The following is a 14,923-nucleotide window of genomic DNA, read 5'->3' as shown; positions in this document are numbered from 1 at the left end:
GCGCTGGGCCAAGGATGGCCCATCGCGGCGGCCCACGCTCCAAAGCCGGAGTGAGGGCACACCGAGCCTAAGCGAGGTGCCGAGTGTTGGGGCGAAGCGTTTTTGGTTACTTTTGGCGCTCTTCCAAAAGTGACCCGCTGTAAGAGCGGAACCCTAAGTGGCCGTGACCGCAGCAACGGATATGTACTCGCTAAAACTCCAAAAAAGCGGTCGGCCCGAAGGCCGCCACGGAAACAAGCCCCCTCCCACATTGACTGCGTTCTTACTCGGAGTAAGTGGGGTAGTCGATGTAGCCAACCTCACCCCCACCATACATCCCCTCTTCCCGCAGCGGGTTCAACGGCCAGCCCTTGAATAGCCGCTGCGGCAGGTCCGGGTTGGCAATGAACGGCCGTCCGAATGCAATCAAATCCGCCAACCCGGCTTCCACCAGTTTCGCGCCGCGTTCAGCGGTATAACGACCGGCATAGATAATGCGGCCGCTGAAGGTGCTGCGCACGGCTTCACGGAAGCTGTCGGGCAGCACGGGGGCGTTGTCCCAGTCGGCTTCGGCGATGGACACGTAGGCGATGCCCGATTCCTCCAACACCTTGATCGCTTCGATGTAGGTGTGGTGCGGATCTTCTTCCACCAGGCCGATGTACACACGGTCCTGGTCGGTGCCGCTGAACAGCGGCGAGAACCGCACACCCAGGCGCTCCGGCCCGACTACCTTGCTGACGGCTTCGACGATCTCGCGCAAAAAGCGCAGGCGATTATGCAGCGAGCCGCCGTATTCATCGTCGCGCTGGTTGGAATGGGCCGAGATGAACTGGTTGACCAGGTAACCGTTGGCCGAGTGAATTTCCACGCCGTCGAACCCGGCGTCCAGGGCATTGCGTGCGGCCTGGGCGTAGTGCCCGACCAATTCTTCAATCTCGAGCACGCTCAAGGCGCGAGGCACCGGCGGTTGCTTCAATTCACCCTCGCCAGGCCCGGTTTCGATAAAGGCCTTGGCTTGCTGGGCTTGAATGGCCGACGGTGCCACCGGTGCGGCGCCTTCAGGCTGCAAGGCGTTATGGGACACACGGCCCACATGCCACAGTTGGGCAAAGATCACCCCGCCTTCGGCATGCACCGCGTCGGTGACCTTGCGCCAGCCGTCGATCTGCGCCGGGGTGTAGATGCCCGGCGTCCAGGCATAGCCCTGGCCACGCGGTTCGATCTGCGTGCCTTCGCTGACCATGAAACCGGCCGTAGCGCGCTGGCGGTAATACTTGGCCATCAGGTCGGTCGCGATGTCGCCGGGTTGTGCGCTGCGCTGGCGCGTCAGCGGCGGCAATACGATACGGTTGTTCAAGGTGTGATGACCCAGTTTTACCGGGGTACTTAAAACGCTGTTAGTCATTGGGGTAATCCAAATTCGGGACGAACAAAAGCATTGGCGACTGTTGCAAGTCGCCAATGATTAGCAGGGTTAATTAACTTATGCGGTGAGTTTCAGCAGCGCCTTAGCCACGTCACTGGAACTGGCAGGGTTCTGTCCAGTGATCAGCAAACCATCTTCGAGCACGAAGGATTGCCAGTCGGCGCCCTTCTGATAGTTGCCGCCCAGTGCCTTGAAATCATTTTCAATCAGGAACGGCACCACCTCGGTCAGGCCCACCGCCGCTTCTTCCGAGTTGGAGAAGCCGGTGACGCGACGGCCCTTGACCAGCGGCTCGCCATTGACGGCCTTGACGTGACGCAAGGCGCCCGGTGCGTGGCAGACAAAACCAATGGGCTTGCCGGCCCGTTCAAAGGACTCGATCAGGGCGATGGACACCGGCGACTCTGCCAGGTCCCACAGCGGGCCGTGGCCACCTGGGTAGAACACGGTGTCGAAGTCGTCAGCGTTGACTGTGTCCAGCTTGACGGTGTTGGCCAGGGCCTGTTGCGCGGCAGGGTCGGCGGCAAAGCGGCGGGTCTGCTCGGTTTGCGCGTCGGGCGCGTCACTCACCGGGTCCAGCGGCGGCTGGCCACCGGCCGGGGAAGCCAGCACCAGTTCGGCGCCGGCGTCCTTGAACACGTAATAGGGTGCAGCAAATTCTTCGAGCCAGAAGCCGGTCTTGCGGCCGGTGTCGCCAAGCTGGTCGTGAGAGGTCAGTACCATTAATACTTTCATTTTCCAGTGCCTCGATCAGTGAATGTCAGTGTATCCAGGGCAACCCAACAGCTGTCGGGTCAGCAGCAACGCCTCATCAAAAGGCGCGGATGTACGGGTGATCTTGCTCATGACGCTGGTCCCCAGCCACAGCGCGTACAGGCGCCGGGCCAGGCTTGCAGGGGCTTGATCGACGTTCAGGGAACCGTCCTCCAGGCCGCGCTGTATGGCGATGGCGAGTAAATCGATAGTGCGCGACGTGCCACGTTCCAGCGCCAGGCGCATGGGCTCTGAAAGGTCTGACACCTCAGCACCCAGTTTGACGGCAAGGCATTTGCCCGCATCGGTGCAGCCGGTCTGGTTGTCGATCCAGGCCTGCCAATAACGCATCAACTTGGCGTGCTGGGATAAGCCGGGCTGGTCGAACAGTTGCTGCATGCCGTGCACGTAGTTGTCGAAGTAGGTATCGAGCAACACGACACCGAAACCATCCTTGGAGTTGAAGTAGTGATAGAACGAACCTTTAGGCACCTGGGCGGCTTGAAGTATTTCGTTCAAGCCCACCGCAGAGAATCCTTTACGGCCAACAATCAACTGCGCCGTGTCGAGAATGGTCTGCCGTGCACTTTTAGTTTCGCTGTTCATGCTTCACTCCGTCCGATTAGACCAGTCGTCTAGTTCGTTGAGGGAATGTTAGGGGCGGCGCCAAACCCTCACAATGTCATATGCGCAAGGATTCCGGACATGACCCGAAGTGGGTTGCCGTTTACCGGGCACGCGCCGACAATCCACCCTCCCACGCCCCTGGAGACATGCGATGCACAGCGTTGCGCTGATGGTTTACCCGAACTTCCAATCCCTGAGCCTCAGCCTCGGCTCGGTGTTCGAGTGCGCGAACCTGCTGCGCGGTGAACCTGCCTATGAGTTTCACCTGGTGTCGGAAAGCGGCGGCGCGGTGATGACGTCCCAGGGTTTCTCGGTGAACACCTCGCCCCTGCGGCCACAAGGCTATGACACGCTGATTGTCAGCGGTTACCTGGAGTTTCGCCTGCCGGAGGCCAACCTGCTGGAACTGGTCAAGGCCGCCTCGGCCCAATCGCGGCGCGTCGCCTCGCTGTGCATGGGCATCTTCGTGCTGGCCGAAGCCGGCTTGCTCGACGGCAAGCGCACCACCACCCACTGGATCCACGCGCCGGCCTTTCGCAAGCGCTACCCGGACATCCGCCTGGAAGAAGACAAGCTGTTTATCGTCGACGGCCAGGTATGGACCGGCGCCGGCATGAGTGCCGGGGTAGACATGGCGCTGGCCATGGTGGAGAACGACCTGGGCAGCGACCTCGCCCGGCGCATCGCGCGCAAGCTGGTGATCGCCCAGCGTCGGGGCAGTGAGCAGTCGCAATTGTCGGCACTGTTGGAGCTGGACCCCAAGTCCGACCGCGTGCAACTGGCCCTGGCCTACGCCCGTGAAAACCTCACACACGACCTGTCGGTGGACGCCTTGGCCGACGTGGCCCGGCTGAGCCCGCGCCAGTTCAGCCGGGTATTCCGCGAAGAAACCGGGCAAACCCCGGCCAAGGCCATCGAATCCCTGCGGGTTGAGGCTGCGCGGGCGATGATGGAAACCAGCCGGCACCCGGTGGAAGTGGTGGCCCGCGAAACCGGCTTCGGTGACCGCGAGCGCATGCGCCAGGCGTTTTTAAGGGCGTTCGGGCAGCCGCCGCAGGCGATGCAGCAAACCTTTAATGCAACACCGCCCGCGTAACCAGGTAACTCATCAACTGCGGATCATCCGCCAGTTCAAGGGCTTGCACCGGGCGCGGCAGGTTATCCAGCACCGAGCGCCAGAACGCCTGGGACACTTCGTCCTGGTCATAAAACCGCACCAGCCAATCCGCCGCGCCGCTGCACAGCACCTGGGTGGCGATGGCGCGGCCAATGCCTTTGCGGCGATAGCGCTTGAGGATAAACAGGTCGGCCAGTTCCAAGGCGTCGATGCCCGGCAACTCGCTGCCTTCGATCAGCAGGAAGCCGGCGATATAACCATCGACCAGCAACAGGTTGGCGCTCCACTGCGGGTCTTGCCAGTAGCGCGTCAGGTGTTCGTCATGGATGTAGAAACGGCCGTCCGCCTCGACATCTTCCTGCTCCCAGTCCGACGACTCATAGGCGTAGTACTGGTAGAGATTGCGGATCAACTCGGATTCTTCAGGGCCGGTCTGGATCAGTTCCACGGTAGTTTCAGGCATTGGGCTCTCGGTCAAAAAACGCAGGGCGCCATTGTTCACAAAACCTCGGCGCAGTCCAATAGCGCCACGAACCTTTCAACTTGCTGAACCGATTGCAAATAGCGGCGGCCCCTGCCAAAGCTCTGAAACATTTCGAATAGAATTCGCCGATCTCTACCTTTCCTCAAGGACACGTATTTTGACGAACGTCTGTTCCGCCGGCCTGGATGTGGGCTTCGCCTCCCTGGACTACTTGCAGATCTTCATCCTGGGCGTGATCCAGGGCATTACCGAACTGTTGCCGGTCTCCTCCACCGCCCATATGCGCGTAGTGCCCGCCCTGCTCGGCTGGCAAGACCCCGGCTCGGCGTTTTCGGCGGCCATGCAGTTGGCGGCACTGGCGGCGGTGGTCAGTTACTTCTGGCGCGATGTGCGCCAAGTGACCACGGGCAGCATCGGCGCGGTGCGCCGGGGCGACTACAACGATCAATGGTTCAAGCTGGCCGTGGCGATTGTGTTGGCGACTATCCCGATCGGGATTGCCGGGCTGGCCTTGTCATCGACCCTGAACGCCTGCAATTCGCCGCTGCGCGGGCTGATGGTGATCGGGATTTCCTGCGTGGTGATGGCGGTGTTGCTGGCGGCGGCCGAGCTGCGTGCACGGCATACCCGCGAGGTCAGCCAGATGCGCCTGCGCGATGCGCTGATCGTCGGGGTCGCGCAGATCGGCGCGTTGATTCCGGGCGTATCGCGTTCGGGTTCGACCCTCACCGCCGCCCTGTTCCTTAACTTCAAACGCGAAGAAGCCGCACGCTTTTCCTTCCTGCTGGGCCTGCCCGCCATCGCCCTCGCCGGCTTGAAGGAGCTGTGGGTGCTGCTGCATGCCGATATGCCCGCCCATGCCTGGCCGCATTTGCTGTTCGGGCTGTTGGTGGCCAGCGTCTCGGCGTTCTTCGCGATCTGGGGCCTGATGAAGTTCCTGGAGCGGTTCTCCACCTGGCCGTTTGTGATCTATCGCGCGCTGCTGGGGGTGTTCCTGATTGTGGCGGTAAGTACCGGGCTGCTGAGTTGATACAAACCCTCGTCTCAACCCAGCATAAATCTCATGTGGGAGGGGGCTTGCCCCCTCCCACATTTGAACTGCTTTGCCTTACAGCCCGCCCGTACGCTCCGCCAGTGCTTCGAGCAGGTCGGCCGATGGCACGAAAAACAACCCGCCGGTGACCGCCGTGCTGAAATCGAGCAAGCGGTCGTAGTTGCCTGCCGGGCGACCGACGAACATGTTTTCCAGCATCAATTCCAGCGGCTGCGGCGAGCGTGCGTAGCCGATGAAGTAGGTGCCGAACTCCCCGGCACCCGGGCGGCCGAAGGGCATGTTGTCGCGCAGGATTTTCACTTCTTCGCCGTCTTCGTCGGTGATCACGGTCAGCGCGCTGTGGGAATTGCTCGGCTTGGCCGCATCATCCAACTCGATATCCGACAACTTGGTGCGCCCGATCACCTTCTCCTGGGCTTCCACCGTCAGGCCATTCCAGGCGGTCATGTTGTGCAGGTACTTCTGCACCAGCACGTAGCTGCCGCCTTCGAATCCAGGGTCTTCGTCGCCAACGATGGTGAAGCCCACGGCCTTGCGCCCCACCGGGTTCTCGGTGCCGTCGACAAAGCCGATGATGCTGCGCATGTCGAAGTAGCGGAAACCCTGGACTTCATCCACCACCTTCACGCTATCGCCCAGCGCTGTCATCAGTTGGGTGGCGAGTTCAAAGCACAGGTCCATCTGCTCGGCGCGGATATGCAGCAGGATGTCGCCGGGCGTCGACACCGCCATGCGCCCTTCTACACCGAACTCCCGAAACGGGTGCAACGCCGCCGGGCGCGGCGCGCCGAACAAGCGGTCCCAGGCCTGCGAGCCAAAGCCGCAAACGCAGGTCAGGTTGCCCGCCGGCACGCGTTTGCCCACCGAACGCACCAGCCCGGCGATGTCTGCGCACCAGGCGCGCACGCCGTCTTCACTGCCGGGGGCGATGGTGGCGACCATAAAGATCGCGCTGCTGGTGATCGGGTGGCAGACGGACTGCGGTTCAAGAGGCGGCTGAACGGAGGAAGTCGGCATGGGGCAAATCCAGGCTAGGGGCGGAAGTGAACCCGCGCAGGTTAGCAGATCATTTCCGACACGCCTGCCACACGCCGCGAATCAATGCCTTGAGCTGCAATGCTTCGGCCCAGCGATCACTGATTTCACGCCCGTCGGCGCCAGTGATGGCATAGGGCGGCGGGCCCAGTTCGCAGGTGAAGGACAGGCTGTGCGGGGTGTCGGGGCGGGCCAGCCAGTCTTCGATCCCGTAGCGCCACCACGCGGTAAAGCGCTGCACCCAGGCCTGGTGCTGGGGGAAGTCCAGCGACACCTGCACCTGTTCACGTGGGCCAGGACAACCACGTGGTCGGCCGCACCATGGGCTGGCTGCTCGCCCGCACCTGTGGCGCACGCAAAGGCAGCGTGGGGATCCTGCTCGGCGGCCATCGCTTTCTCGGTCACCAGGCACGGGTCGAAGGCCTGCACAGCTACCTCGCCGAACACGCCCCCGGTCTCAAACCGCTGGAGCCGCTGATCAACCTGGACAACTGCGACATCACCGAAGAAGCCACCCTCGACCTGCTCACCCGCCACACCGACCTGCGTGGCCTGTGCGTGGTGGGCGGTGGCGGCGACGGCATCATCAGCGCCCTCGCGCAACTGCCCAAGCGCCCGGCGTTGTGCTGCATTTTGCAGGAGTCCACGCAGCTGTCACGCCAGGCGCTGAGCCAGGGGTTGATCGATGTGGTGATGGATTCACAGCCCAGGCAGACAGCGAACGCGCTGGTGCAGTTGCTGGTGGAATTGCAGAGTGCCGAGGGGTTTGATCCGGGGCGGCATCGGGTGTATATCGCGCCGCAGATCGTCACCTCGGAGAATCTTTAGAGCGCCCGGCACTCCACCTTCAACGCCCCCTCTTCCTGCTCATGGCTTTCGATCACTATCGGCAGAAAGCGGCGAATCACCGCCATATTGCTGTGCAAGTGCTCGCTCATATGCGCCGTGGTGAAACTGCCACCGCCCGCCAATGCCATCGGCAACAGCAGTTGGTCCGCCAGGTGTTCGCCCACCGCCGTGTCGCTGCCCTGCCATTCCACTGCCTGGTTGATTGCCTCATCGGCGACGGTTTCAGCACGGACCCTGGCCATGCCAAAGGCGCTGAACACTTCAGTGACGTGCTCGTGGGCGTACTCCAGCATCAGCACATTGCCCGGGCCATGATCGGGATCTATCTCGACCGTAAACAGCTGTGCCGGGCTGAACCCCAAACGCTGGCGTACACGCTTGAACTCGCGCTCGCCGACCTGAGCGGGCAAGCCGGCGTTCAGTGTGGTCGCCCGAGCCTCCAGCAATTTGCCACGCTGCATCAGGTGCAACGGCGCCAGTTCGCCGGGCTGGATAAACGCCTGCAATTCGCCGCCACCTGCCGGGACAAAACCATGCCGGACCAGGCTCAACTCAACGCGTGCGCCCATGCGCCGTAACAGCGGCAACCAGGCGCGTTGCAAGAAGTCCACCGGCGGTGCCAGCGGGTTGTGGGTGCCGCCGCAAATGGTCACTCGGCTGGCGGCCGTGGCCCGCAACAGCGCCGGCAACAGCGTTTGCAGCACCAGGGTGCAACTGCCCGCGGTGCCGATCACAAAGCGGTAGTCGCCGCCCTGAATCGGCCCGGGTGCAAAGAGCAGCGTTTGCGACCCCAGCTCAGCGCCTTCCACCCGAGCGCTGCACACCTCGGCCGCTGCCAGCACGGCTGTCAGGTGTTGGCGCATCAACCCGGGGCGACTGCGCTTGGCGCGGATGTTCCTGATGAGCAATGTGCGCCCGGTCACCATCGACAGGCTCACACCACTGCGCAATACCTGGCCACCGCCAATGGCGCCATCCAGTTCAATCACGTCCTGCTTCATAGCCATCCTTATGCAAAGCGTTTGACCGTGTCCCGCAGATAGCGGTCCAGTCGTTGTGAGTCTTCCCGAGTGCGTGGCAATACCGGCACTTCGCGTTCCAGTTCAGCCTGGATAAATGCGTGTAGCGCCGGACGTCGCGGACCATAAGCCGCCTCACCGGCATTGCGCTTGAGCGTCAGCAACGTCGCCACTTCATCCAACAGTTGCGCGTCGTTCACCGTGCTCAGCAAGTCAGCGAAGGTCATCGGCGGCCGCCCCAGCCCCAGGTCGATCCAACGCACCGCCAGCAACGGCCGCAAGACGTAGAAGTATTTCTTGAAGCGCACCGTTTCACCTTGCAGGTGACCGCGAAAGGTTTTCCTGGCCATCGACAGGTAGTGATTGCGCGCGGCCGGCGGGCTGTAGAAAGCTTCGGCCAGCGCCCGTAGTTGCGCGGCGGCCTCGGTTTCCTGGCGATACACCAACGGCGAATCCAGCCACTCCAGCAACGTGGGATTGGATTTGCGCAGCAGGCCCAAGGTCTTGCTCAGTTCCCAGCCACTCACGTCCAATTCGTCATCCAGCGGACGTTCGATCACGTCACGCGGCGCGTCCACCTGCATGAACCAATCAGGTTTTTCCACGTAGACAAAGCGCACATCGTAATCGCTGTCGGTGGAGGCAAAACCCCAGGCGCGGCTGCCCGACTCACAGGCATACAGCACCTTCACATTGCGCTCGTGCTCTATCTTGTCCAGCGCCTGCACGACCCGAGCGCGCATGGCGTCGCTCAACGGGTGTCGTTCTTCCCTATGCATCTCGATTCCTCCGCTTATCCTTTGACGCACACCACCTGACGCAAGGTGTGCAGCACTTCCACCAACTCGCGCTGGGCGTGCATGACCTGGTCGATGTCCTTGTAGGCCATCGGTATTTCGTCGATCACATCCGCGTCCTTGCGGCACTCCACATGGGCGGTCGCACGGATCTGGTCGGCGACGGTGAAGGTGTTCTTCGCCTTGGTACGGCTCATGGTGCGACCGGCGCCGTGGCTGCACGAGCAAAACGATTCTTCGTTGCCCAGGCCGCGCACGATGAAGCTTTTGGCGCCCATGGAGCCCGGGATAATCCCCAGCTCGCCTTTTTTTGCGGAGACCGCGCCCTTGCGGGTCACCAAAATTTCTTCGCCAAAATGCCGCTCTTTTTGTACATAGTTGTGATGACAGTTAACGGCCTCCAGTGCCACTTCAAACGGTTTACTGATCACCTGGCGCGTCGCCTGGACCACCGCGCGCATCATCAACTCGCGGTTCTGCCGGGCAAAATCCTGGGCCCAGCCCACTGCTTGCACGTAGTCATCGAAGTGCTGGCTGCCCTCTTCGAAATACGCCAGGTCGCGGTCCGGCAGGTTGGCCAGGTGCTGACGCATATCCGCCTGAGCCAATTGGATAAACAGGTTGCCGATGGCATTGCCCACGCCCCGCGAACCGCTGTGCAACATGAACCAGACGCGGTTGGCTTCATCCAGGCACACCTCGACAAAGTGGTTGCCGGTGCCCAACGTGCCCAGGTGCTGGCGGTGGTTGCTGCGTTCCAGTTGCGGGTACTTATCGGTGATCGCCTTGAAGCGCGGATGCAACCTAGCCCATACCTGGTCAGCCTGTGCTGGCACGTCTTCCCAAGCGCCTTTGTCACGGCCTTTACGGCTACGAGTACGGCCATGGGGTACGGCGGCTTCAATGGCGCAACGCAGGCCATGCAGGTTGTCCGGCAGATCCCCGGCCATCAGCGTGGTGCGCGCGGCGATCATGCCGCAGCCGATGTCCACCCCCACGGCGGCGGGGATAATCGCCCCCACGGTGGGGATAACGCTGCCGATGGTCGAGCCCTTGCCCAGGTGCACATCCGGCATCACCGCGAGGTGCTTGAAGATAAACGGCATCTTGGCGGTGTTCATAAGTTGCTGGCGGGCTTCGGGCTCAACCGGCACGCCTTCGGTCCAGAGCTTGATCGGTTTGCCGTTGGCGACTTCCAGCAGTTGGCAGGTGTTCTTTTGCATAATCTCGATTCTTTTTTGAAAGCCGTCGTTGCGGCGTTGATCAGGTGATAGCAGCAGACGTGCCAGCTTTTGCCGCACGCTTCTAAAAAATCTACAAACTATTGTTTTACATTGATATTTTTGTATTTTTTATTTTTATCCACTGAAAACCCATGACAAGCCGGTCACACCATTCATATCCTTAGATATCGTTACTTATATTTTGGTCCAGTCATGAAGTACAAGCGCACAGTTGCCATCGGATTTATCGGTTCCAAGCTCGATCGCGTCGGCAAGGGAGCTAATCGCTGGAACCACTGGCGCCCCAGCGTCGGGCTGTGCCAGCAAGAGGATGTGCAGATCGATCGCCTGGAATTGATCCACGACGTCGACGCTCGCGATACCAGCCTGGCCGAGCGGGTGCGCGCCGACATCCAGCAGATCTCCCCCCACACGGAGGTGCGCCTGCACCCGATGCCGCTGGTCAACCCTTGGGATTTCGAAGAGGTGTACGGCGCGCTGCACGATTTCACAAGCACCTACACTTTCGACACCGAGCGTGAGGACTACCTGGTGCATATCACCACCGGCACCCACGTCGCGCAGATTTGCTGGTTCCTGCTGACCGAGGCGCGCAACCTGCCGGCACGCCTGATCCAGACAGCCCCTTCACGCCGCCAGGACGACATCGCGCCCGCCAACGGCACCCACACCCTGATCGACCTCGACCTGTCGCGCTACGACCGCATCGCTTCGCGCTTTGCCCACGAGCGCCTGGAAGGCCTGGCGTTTCTCAAATCGGGAATTGCCACGCGCAACCGTGCGTTCAATGCCTCCATCGAACAGATCGAACGTGTGGCCGTACGCTCAACGGCGCCGATGCTGTTGATCGGCCCGACTGGCGCCGGCAAATCCTTTCTCGCCCGGCGCATCTACGAACTCAAGCGCAGCCGCCATCAGGTGCAGGGCCGCTTTGTTGAAGTGAACTGCGCCACCCTGCGCGGCGATGGGGCGATGTCCGCGCTGTTCGGGCATATCAAGGGGGCCTTTACCGGCGCGCAAAACGCTCGCGACGGCCTGCTGCGCGCAGCCCATGGCGGCATGCTGTTCCTCGATGAAATCGGCGAACTGGGCCTGGATGAACAGGCCATGCTGCTCAAGGCCATCGAAGAAAAACGCTTCTACCCGATGGGCGCCGACACCGAAGTGACCAGTGACTTCCTGATCATCGCCGGCACCCACCGCGACCTGCGCGGGCGTGTCGCCGAAGGGTTGTTTCGCGAAGACCTGTATGCGCGTATCAACCTGTGGACCTTTGACCTGCCAGGCCTGTCGGGGCGCCGCGAGGACATCGAGCCGAACATCGACTTCGAGTTGCAGCGTCACGCCCGCGAGCACGGCCGTCGCGTACGCTTCAACCTGGAGGCACGGCGTCAGTACCTGGCATTTGCCTGCTCCGGCGAGGCGGCCTGGCTGGGTAACTTCCGCGAACTGTCCGCCTCTATCACACGTATGGCGACACTCGCCGACAGCGGGCGCATCGATGAAACCCAGGTTGACGAAGAAATACAGCGCCTGCGTTATGCCTGGGGGATCAACGCACCCCATGCGTCACTGCCGGCCGACCTGGATCTGTTCGACCAGTTGCAACTCAAGGCCGTCATCGACGTATGCCAGCAATCCGATAGCCTCTCCGACGCAGGCCGGCGCTTGTTTGGCGTATCACGCCAGGCCAAGGCACAACCGAACGATGCAGATCGGTTGCGCAAATACCTGGCGCGGTTTTCGATTGACTGGAAGCAGTTGAAGCCCTAGCTACTGCGAAAATCGCGGCGCGTTAGATCAACTGCCCCTGTGGGATTTCACTTCACGCATAAATTCGTCCGCCTGAGATTTGAGCCAATGAAACAACCGGGCGATATCGGGCTCTGCCTTTCGTCCATTTCGGCAGATGATGTAGTACGCAGCGGGCGACATCATTACAGGCGCGTTCAGCGCTACCAAGGTCCCGTCCTTCAATGCGTCATAGACCAACGCCGTCCTGCCCAGAGCAATCCCACCCCCTTTGACCGCCAGACTGATCGCCAGGCTGGAATCCGGAAAGCGCGGCCCATGGTGATACGGCGGCGCAGTGAGGCCCTGGAACGCGAACCAGCTTTCCCAGCTTGGACACACTTGATCATCGACGCGATGAATCAGCGGGTACCGCGCGATCTCCGCCACCGCAATATTGCCATTCACACGTTGAAATTCCGCTGAACACACAGGGAACACTTCATCGCGCATCAACAGTTCAGCATGGTGATCCGGATAGTCTCCATACCCCATCACCACCGCGACATCGAACGGATGAGCGCTCCAGTTAGCGCTGCTGATGTCTGCGCTGGTCAGCACCAAGTCAAGGTTGAACGAGGCTTCTGCGTGAGCGTCATGCATCCTGGGGATCAGCCAGGTTGAACAGAGTGAAGAGGTGCACGAAAGGTAAAGCGGCTGGGATTTGCTCAGGCTGAGCGAGTGCAGCACAGCGTCCAGCTCTTTGAAAAAGCCATCGGTCACCGGCAACAGCGCCTGCCCCGCTGCCGTGAGTTTGACACCCCGTGAATGCCGCTCGAATAGCTGCACACCCCACCACTCTTCCAGGCCCGCAATTTGATGGCTGATGGCACTGGCGGTGAGATTCAACTCGGAGGCAGCACGCGCAAAACTGCCGGTCTGGGCGGCACTGACGAAGGCTTGAAGCATCGGCGTGGGTGGCGGGCGCTGGGCCATCAGGTGCTCACTTTGATCAGGATGATCCCGCAAACAATGACGAACGCCGAAAGCATCCGTCGCCAGCCGAACCGCTCATGGAAGAACAGCGCAGCAATGATGGCGCCGATAATAACACTGGTTTCCCGCAACGCTGAGACCTTGGCCAGCGCGTCCAGCGATAGCGCAAACAGCACCAGACCGTAGGACGCCAAGTAAAAAACGCCGCCCATCACGCCCACCCGCCAATGACTGCGTACAGCCTGAGCGAGTGCCGACCGCTCCTTGAAAAACGCCAGCAACGGGATCGGAATGCTCTGGAATACCGTGAGATAAATGATGTACTGCAACACGGTCTCACTGGCTCTTACCCCTTTGGCATCCACCACCGTGTAGGACGCAATAAACACCCCCGCACACACGGCCATCAGAATCGGCTTGAACATCTGCGCCGTCATCTTGCGCACAAACGTCAGGCTGATAATCCCCCCGCAAATCAACAGCACCCCCGCCATGGCCTGGACTGACAGTTGCTCATGCAGCAAGAAGTAGGAAAACAGCGCGACCAACACCGGCGGCACGCCGCGCATCACGGGGTAGACCTGGCCGAAATCGCCGGTTTCATAGGCCTTGATCAAGAACAATCGATAGACCGTATTGAGTACCACGGAGACCAGCACGTAGCGCCATACCTGCGGGCTCGGCACATTGACCAGCGGCAACGCCGCCAGGCAGATCAGCAATGCAGTGCCGTCGACCATGGCCAACGTCATGAAGCGGCTGCTGCCGGCGCGGACGACGGCATTCCAGGTGGCGTGCATGAAGGCGGAGATCAAGACGAGGGTGATGGCGATGTCGGAGTTGTCCATGGGGTTCGGCTGTGGAGAGAAGCAACGGGCCGCCATTTAACGCGTCCCTGTGTACCGGCTAGAAGCGAAAGCTCGTCAGCGTTGCCGTCAAAATCCGTCATGGCAGACCGTTCCTACAGATAAAAACCAATCAATGGATGGCTATGTCAGCCCCCTACGTAGCCACCGCCCCTCCCACATTGACCGCGTTCCATTGGTGGGCGGGTGGCGTTTTGTCATGGTTTGTAAAGGGCCAGCAAGGCCGGTCCCTTTTAATTGCAGGACGTTTCCTAGACAATCCTGGCCGCCTTGTGCCTGCTGGAATCGATGGCTAGTCTGCGGTCCGTCACTGCTCATCAGTGATCGGGTTTAGCAGCCTGACGTCAATAGGCACACGGTTCACATCTGCGTTTATGGTGGCTGTGCGCGGGGCACCTTCGGGTGCGCTGGTTTTCCTATTGACCGGTCTGCTAACCCGCGTACAGCTGCCACCCTCGTTTAGCAGCGTTGGCGGTAGCTCCTTTACTCAATAGGAGTTGCACAATGAATAAAGTCGTCCCAGACCCACCCCACGATCCCGCCAAAGACCGCGCCATCGATCACTATCTCCCCACCCAAGGCTTTCACTCCGTCAACGAAGACCTGAGCTTTGAAGATGCCCTGCTCTACACCGCCAGTTTGCTCGACAGTGCGTCGGCGACTGCGCTGGATTGCGGGGAACAGCTGGAAAGCCCAGAGCGGGCGAAGATCTTGGCGGTGTGGCATTTGCTGGAAATTGCCAAAACCACTGTGGATCGCTCCATCAACTGCCTGAAACGCGGTTAGACATGTGGGAGGGGGCTTGCCCCCGATGGCGGTGGGTCAGTTAAGTGGATGTCAACTGACACTCCGCTATCGGGGCAAGGGTATCTACACAACTTTTCAGCCCCTGACAAATCTCCCTGTGGCGAGCGGGCTTGTCCCGCGTTGGGCTGCGTAGCAG

The 14,923-nt window shown here is 61.1% G+C and carries 13 protein-coding genes and 3 pseudogenes; 5 read left to right on the top strand and 11 right to left on the bottom strand.

All coding sequences use genetic code 11. The features are described from left to right. Positions 1-262: 262 nt before the first annotated feature. The 3 genes and pseudogenes from FBY10_RS31065 to FBY10_RS31055 form a co-directional block, all read right to left on the bottom strand. Positions 263-1,387 carry an alkene reductase gene (locus FBY10_RS31065; RefSeq protein WP_145338737.1) on the bottom strand — a complete coding sequence of 375 codons (1,125 nt, stop codon included), beginning with the start codon at positions 1,385-1,387 and terminating at the stop codon, positions 263-265. A gap of 78 nt (positions 1,388-1,465) precedes the next feature. Next, a complete protein-coding gene (locus tag FBY10_RS31060; protein ID WP_145338738.1) occupies positions 1,466-2,143 on the bottom strand; it encodes a type 1 glutamine amidotransferase domain-containing protein in 678 nt (225 codons plus the stop codon). Continuing rightward, positions 2,140-2,767: pseudogene (locus FBY10_RS31055) on the bottom strand (TetR/AcrR family transcriptional regulator). Before FBY10_RS31055 ends, FBY10_RS31060 begins: the two are co-directional and overlap by 4 nt. Positions 2,768-2,939: 172 nt before the next feature. On the opposite strand from FBY10_RS31055, the gene FBY10_RS31050 reads away from it, so the two are divergent. Beyond that, positions 2,940-3,884, top strand: a complete 945-nt coding sequence (locus FBY10_RS31050) for a GlxA family transcriptional regulator (RefSeq protein ID WP_053128789.1) — start codon at positions 2,940-2,942, stop codon at positions 3,882-3,884. On the opposite strand, the gene FBY10_RS31045 is transcribed toward FBY10_RS31050, so the two are convergent. Next, positions 3,862-4,368 carry a GNAT family N-acetyltransferase gene (locus FBY10_RS31045; protein ID WP_145338740.1) on the bottom strand — a complete coding sequence of 169 codons (507 nt, stop codon included), beginning with the start codon at positions 4,366-4,368 and terminating at the stop codon, positions 3,862-3,864. The two genes, FBY10_RS31050 and FBY10_RS31045, sit on opposite strands and share 23 nt — an antisense overlap. 178 nt (positions 4,369-4,546) lie before the next feature. Between FBY10_RS31045 and FBY10_RS31040 the strand changes: the two genes are divergently transcribed. Beyond that, the gene (locus FBY10_RS31040) at positions 4,547-5,419 is read left to right on the top strand and encodes an undecaprenyl-diphosphate phosphatase (protein WP_131700763.1); all 873 of its coding nucleotides are present in this window, start codon (positions 4,547-4,549) and stop codon (positions 5,417-5,419) included. A gap of 78 nt (positions 5,420-5,497) precedes the next feature. On the opposite strand, the gene FBY10_RS31035 is transcribed toward FBY10_RS31040, so the two are convergent. Together FBY10_RS31035 and FBY10_RS31030 are read right to left on the bottom strand one after the other, a co-directional pair. Next, complete coding sequence (locus tag FBY10_RS31035; RefSeq protein ID WP_145338741.1) at positions 5,498-6,460, bottom strand: Dyp-type peroxidase; 963 nt, start codon at positions 6,458-6,460, stop codon at positions 5,498-5,500. A gap of 49 nt (positions 6,461-6,509) precedes the next feature. Further along, a pseudogene (locus tag FBY10_RS31030) lies at positions 6,510-6,764 on the bottom strand (sugar phosphate isomerase/epimerase); the annotation flags it as partial. Between FBY10_RS31030 and FBY10_RS31025 the strand changes: the two are divergent. Next, positions 6,764-7,306 (top strand): annotated as a pseudogene (locus FBY10_RS31025) (substrate-binding domain-containing protein); the annotation flags it as partial. The pseudogenes FBY10_RS31030 and FBY10_RS31025 sit on opposite strands and share 1 nt — an antisense overlap. Here the strand turns inward: FBY10_RS31025 and rtcA are convergent. From rtcA to FBY10_RS31010, 3 genes are read right to left on the bottom strand one after another with little or no spacing between them, the layout of a single operon-like run. Next, on the bottom strand, positions 7,303-8,328 hold the full coding sequence (gene rtcA / locus FBY10_RS31020; protein WP_145338742.1) for an RNA 3'-terminal phosphate cyclase: 1,026 nt from the start codon (positions 8,326-8,328) through the stop codon (positions 7,303-7,305). The pseudogene FBY10_RS31025 and the gene rtcA sit on opposite strands and share 4 nt — an antisense overlap. 8 nt (positions 8,329-8,336) lie before the next feature. Beyond that, positions 8,337-9,125 (bottom strand): nucleotidyltransferase domain-containing protein, encoded by a 789-nt coding sequence (locus FBY10_RS31015; protein ID WP_145338743.1) that lies wholly within the window; start codon positions 9,123-9,125, stop codon positions 8,337-8,339. 14 nt (positions 9,126-9,139) lie between these two features. Continuing rightward, complete coding sequence (locus FBY10_RS31010) at positions 9,140-10,366, bottom strand: RtcB family protein (protein ID WP_145338744.1); 1,227 nt, start codon at positions 10,364-10,366, stop codon at positions 9,140-9,142. Positions 10,367-10,579: 213 nt separating this feature from the next. On the opposite strand from FBY10_RS31010, the gene rtcR reads away from it, so the two are divergent. Next, positions 10,580-12,160, top strand: a complete 1,581-nt coding sequence (rtcR, locus tag FBY10_RS31005) for an RNA repair transcriptional activator RtcR (protein ID WP_145338745.1) — start codon at positions 10,580-10,582, stop codon at positions 12,158-12,160. 27 nt (positions 12,161-12,187) lie between these two features. On the opposite strand, the gene FBY10_RS31000 is transcribed toward rtcR, so the two are convergent. Together FBY10_RS31000 and FBY10_RS30995 are read right to left on the bottom strand one after the other, a co-directional pair. Beyond that, a complete protein-coding gene (locus tag FBY10_RS31000; protein ID WP_145338746.1) occupies positions 12,188-13,114 on the bottom strand; it encodes a LysR family transcriptional regulator in 927 nt (308 codons plus the stop codon). Then, a complete protein-coding gene (locus FBY10_RS30995) occupies positions 13,114-13,962 on the bottom strand; it encodes an EamA family transporter (RefSeq protein WP_145338754.1) in 849 nt (282 codons plus the stop codon). The genes FBY10_RS31000 and FBY10_RS30995 overlap by 1 nt, the downstream gene beginning before the upstream one ends. A gap of 522 nt (positions 13,963-14,484) precedes the next feature. Here FBY10_RS30995 and FBY10_RS30990 point away from each other — a divergent pair. Then, the gene (locus tag FBY10_RS30990) at positions 14,485-14,766 is read left to right on the top strand and encodes a DUF6124 family protein (protein WP_145338747.1); all 282 of its coding nucleotides are present in this window, start codon (positions 14,485-14,487) and stop codon (positions 14,764-14,766) included. Positions 14,767-14,923 lie beyond the last annotated feature (157 nt).

This window comes from Pseudomonas sp. SJZ103 (assembly GCF_007828335.1).
Classification (GTDB): Bacteria; Pseudomonadota; Gammaproteobacteria; order Pseudomonadales; family Pseudomonadaceae; genus Aquipseudomonas.
Note: the sequence above shows the minus strand (reverse complement) of the source record. Positions and strands in the feature narration are given on the sequence as shown.

What these genes read in the sequence shown, in the direction of transcription:
- FBY10_RS31065 (WP_145338737.1), bottom strand. Translation starts at nt 1,387, where the DNA reads ATGACTAACAGCGTTTTAAGTACCCCGGTAAAACTGGGTCATCACACC.
- FBY10_RS31060 (WP_145338738.1), bottom strand. Translation starts at nt 2,143, where the DNA reads ATGAAAGTATTAATGGTACTGACCTCTCACGACCAGCTTGGCGACACC.
- FBY10_RS31050 (WP_053128789.1), top strand. Translation starts at nt 2,940, where the DNA reads ATGCACAGCGTTGCGCTGATGGTTTACCCGAACTTCCAATCCCTGAGC.
- FBY10_RS31045 (WP_145338740.1), bottom strand. Translation starts at nt 4,368, where the DNA reads ATGCCTGAAACTACCGTGGAACTGATCCAGACCGGCCCTGAAGAATCC.
- FBY10_RS31035 (WP_145338741.1), bottom strand. Translation starts at nt 6,460, where the DNA reads ATGCCGACTTCCTCCGTTCAGCCGCCTCTTGAACCGCAGTCCGTCTGC.
- rtcA (WP_145338742.1), bottom strand. Translation starts at nt 8,328, where the DNA reads ATGAAGCAGGACGTGATTGAACTGGATGGCGCCATTGGCGGTGGCCAG.
- FBY10_RS31015 (WP_145338743.1), bottom strand. Translation starts at nt 9,125, where the DNA reads ATGCATAGGGAAGAACGACACCCGTTGAGCGACGCCATGCGCGCTCGG.
- FBY10_RS31010 (WP_145338744.1), bottom strand. Translation starts at nt 10,366, where the DNA reads ATGCAAAAGAACACCTGCCAACTGCTGGAAGTCGCCAACGGCAAACCG.
- rtcR (WP_145338745.1), top strand. Translation starts at nt 10,580, where the DNA reads ATGAAGTACAAGCGCACAGTTGCCATCGGATTTATCGGTTCCAAGCTC.
- FBY10_RS31000 (WP_145338746.1), bottom strand. Translation starts at nt 13,114, where the DNA reads ATGGCCCAGCGCCCGCCACCCACGCCGATGCTTCAAGCCTTCGTCAGT.
- FBY10_RS30995 (WP_145338754.1), bottom strand. Translation starts at nt 13,962, where the DNA reads ATGGACAACTCCGACATCGCCATCACCCTCGTCTTGATCTCCGCCTTC.
- FBY10_RS30990 (WP_145338747.1), top strand. Translation starts at nt 14,485, where the DNA reads ATGAATAAAGTCGTCCCAGACCCACCCCACGATCCCGCCAAAGACCGC.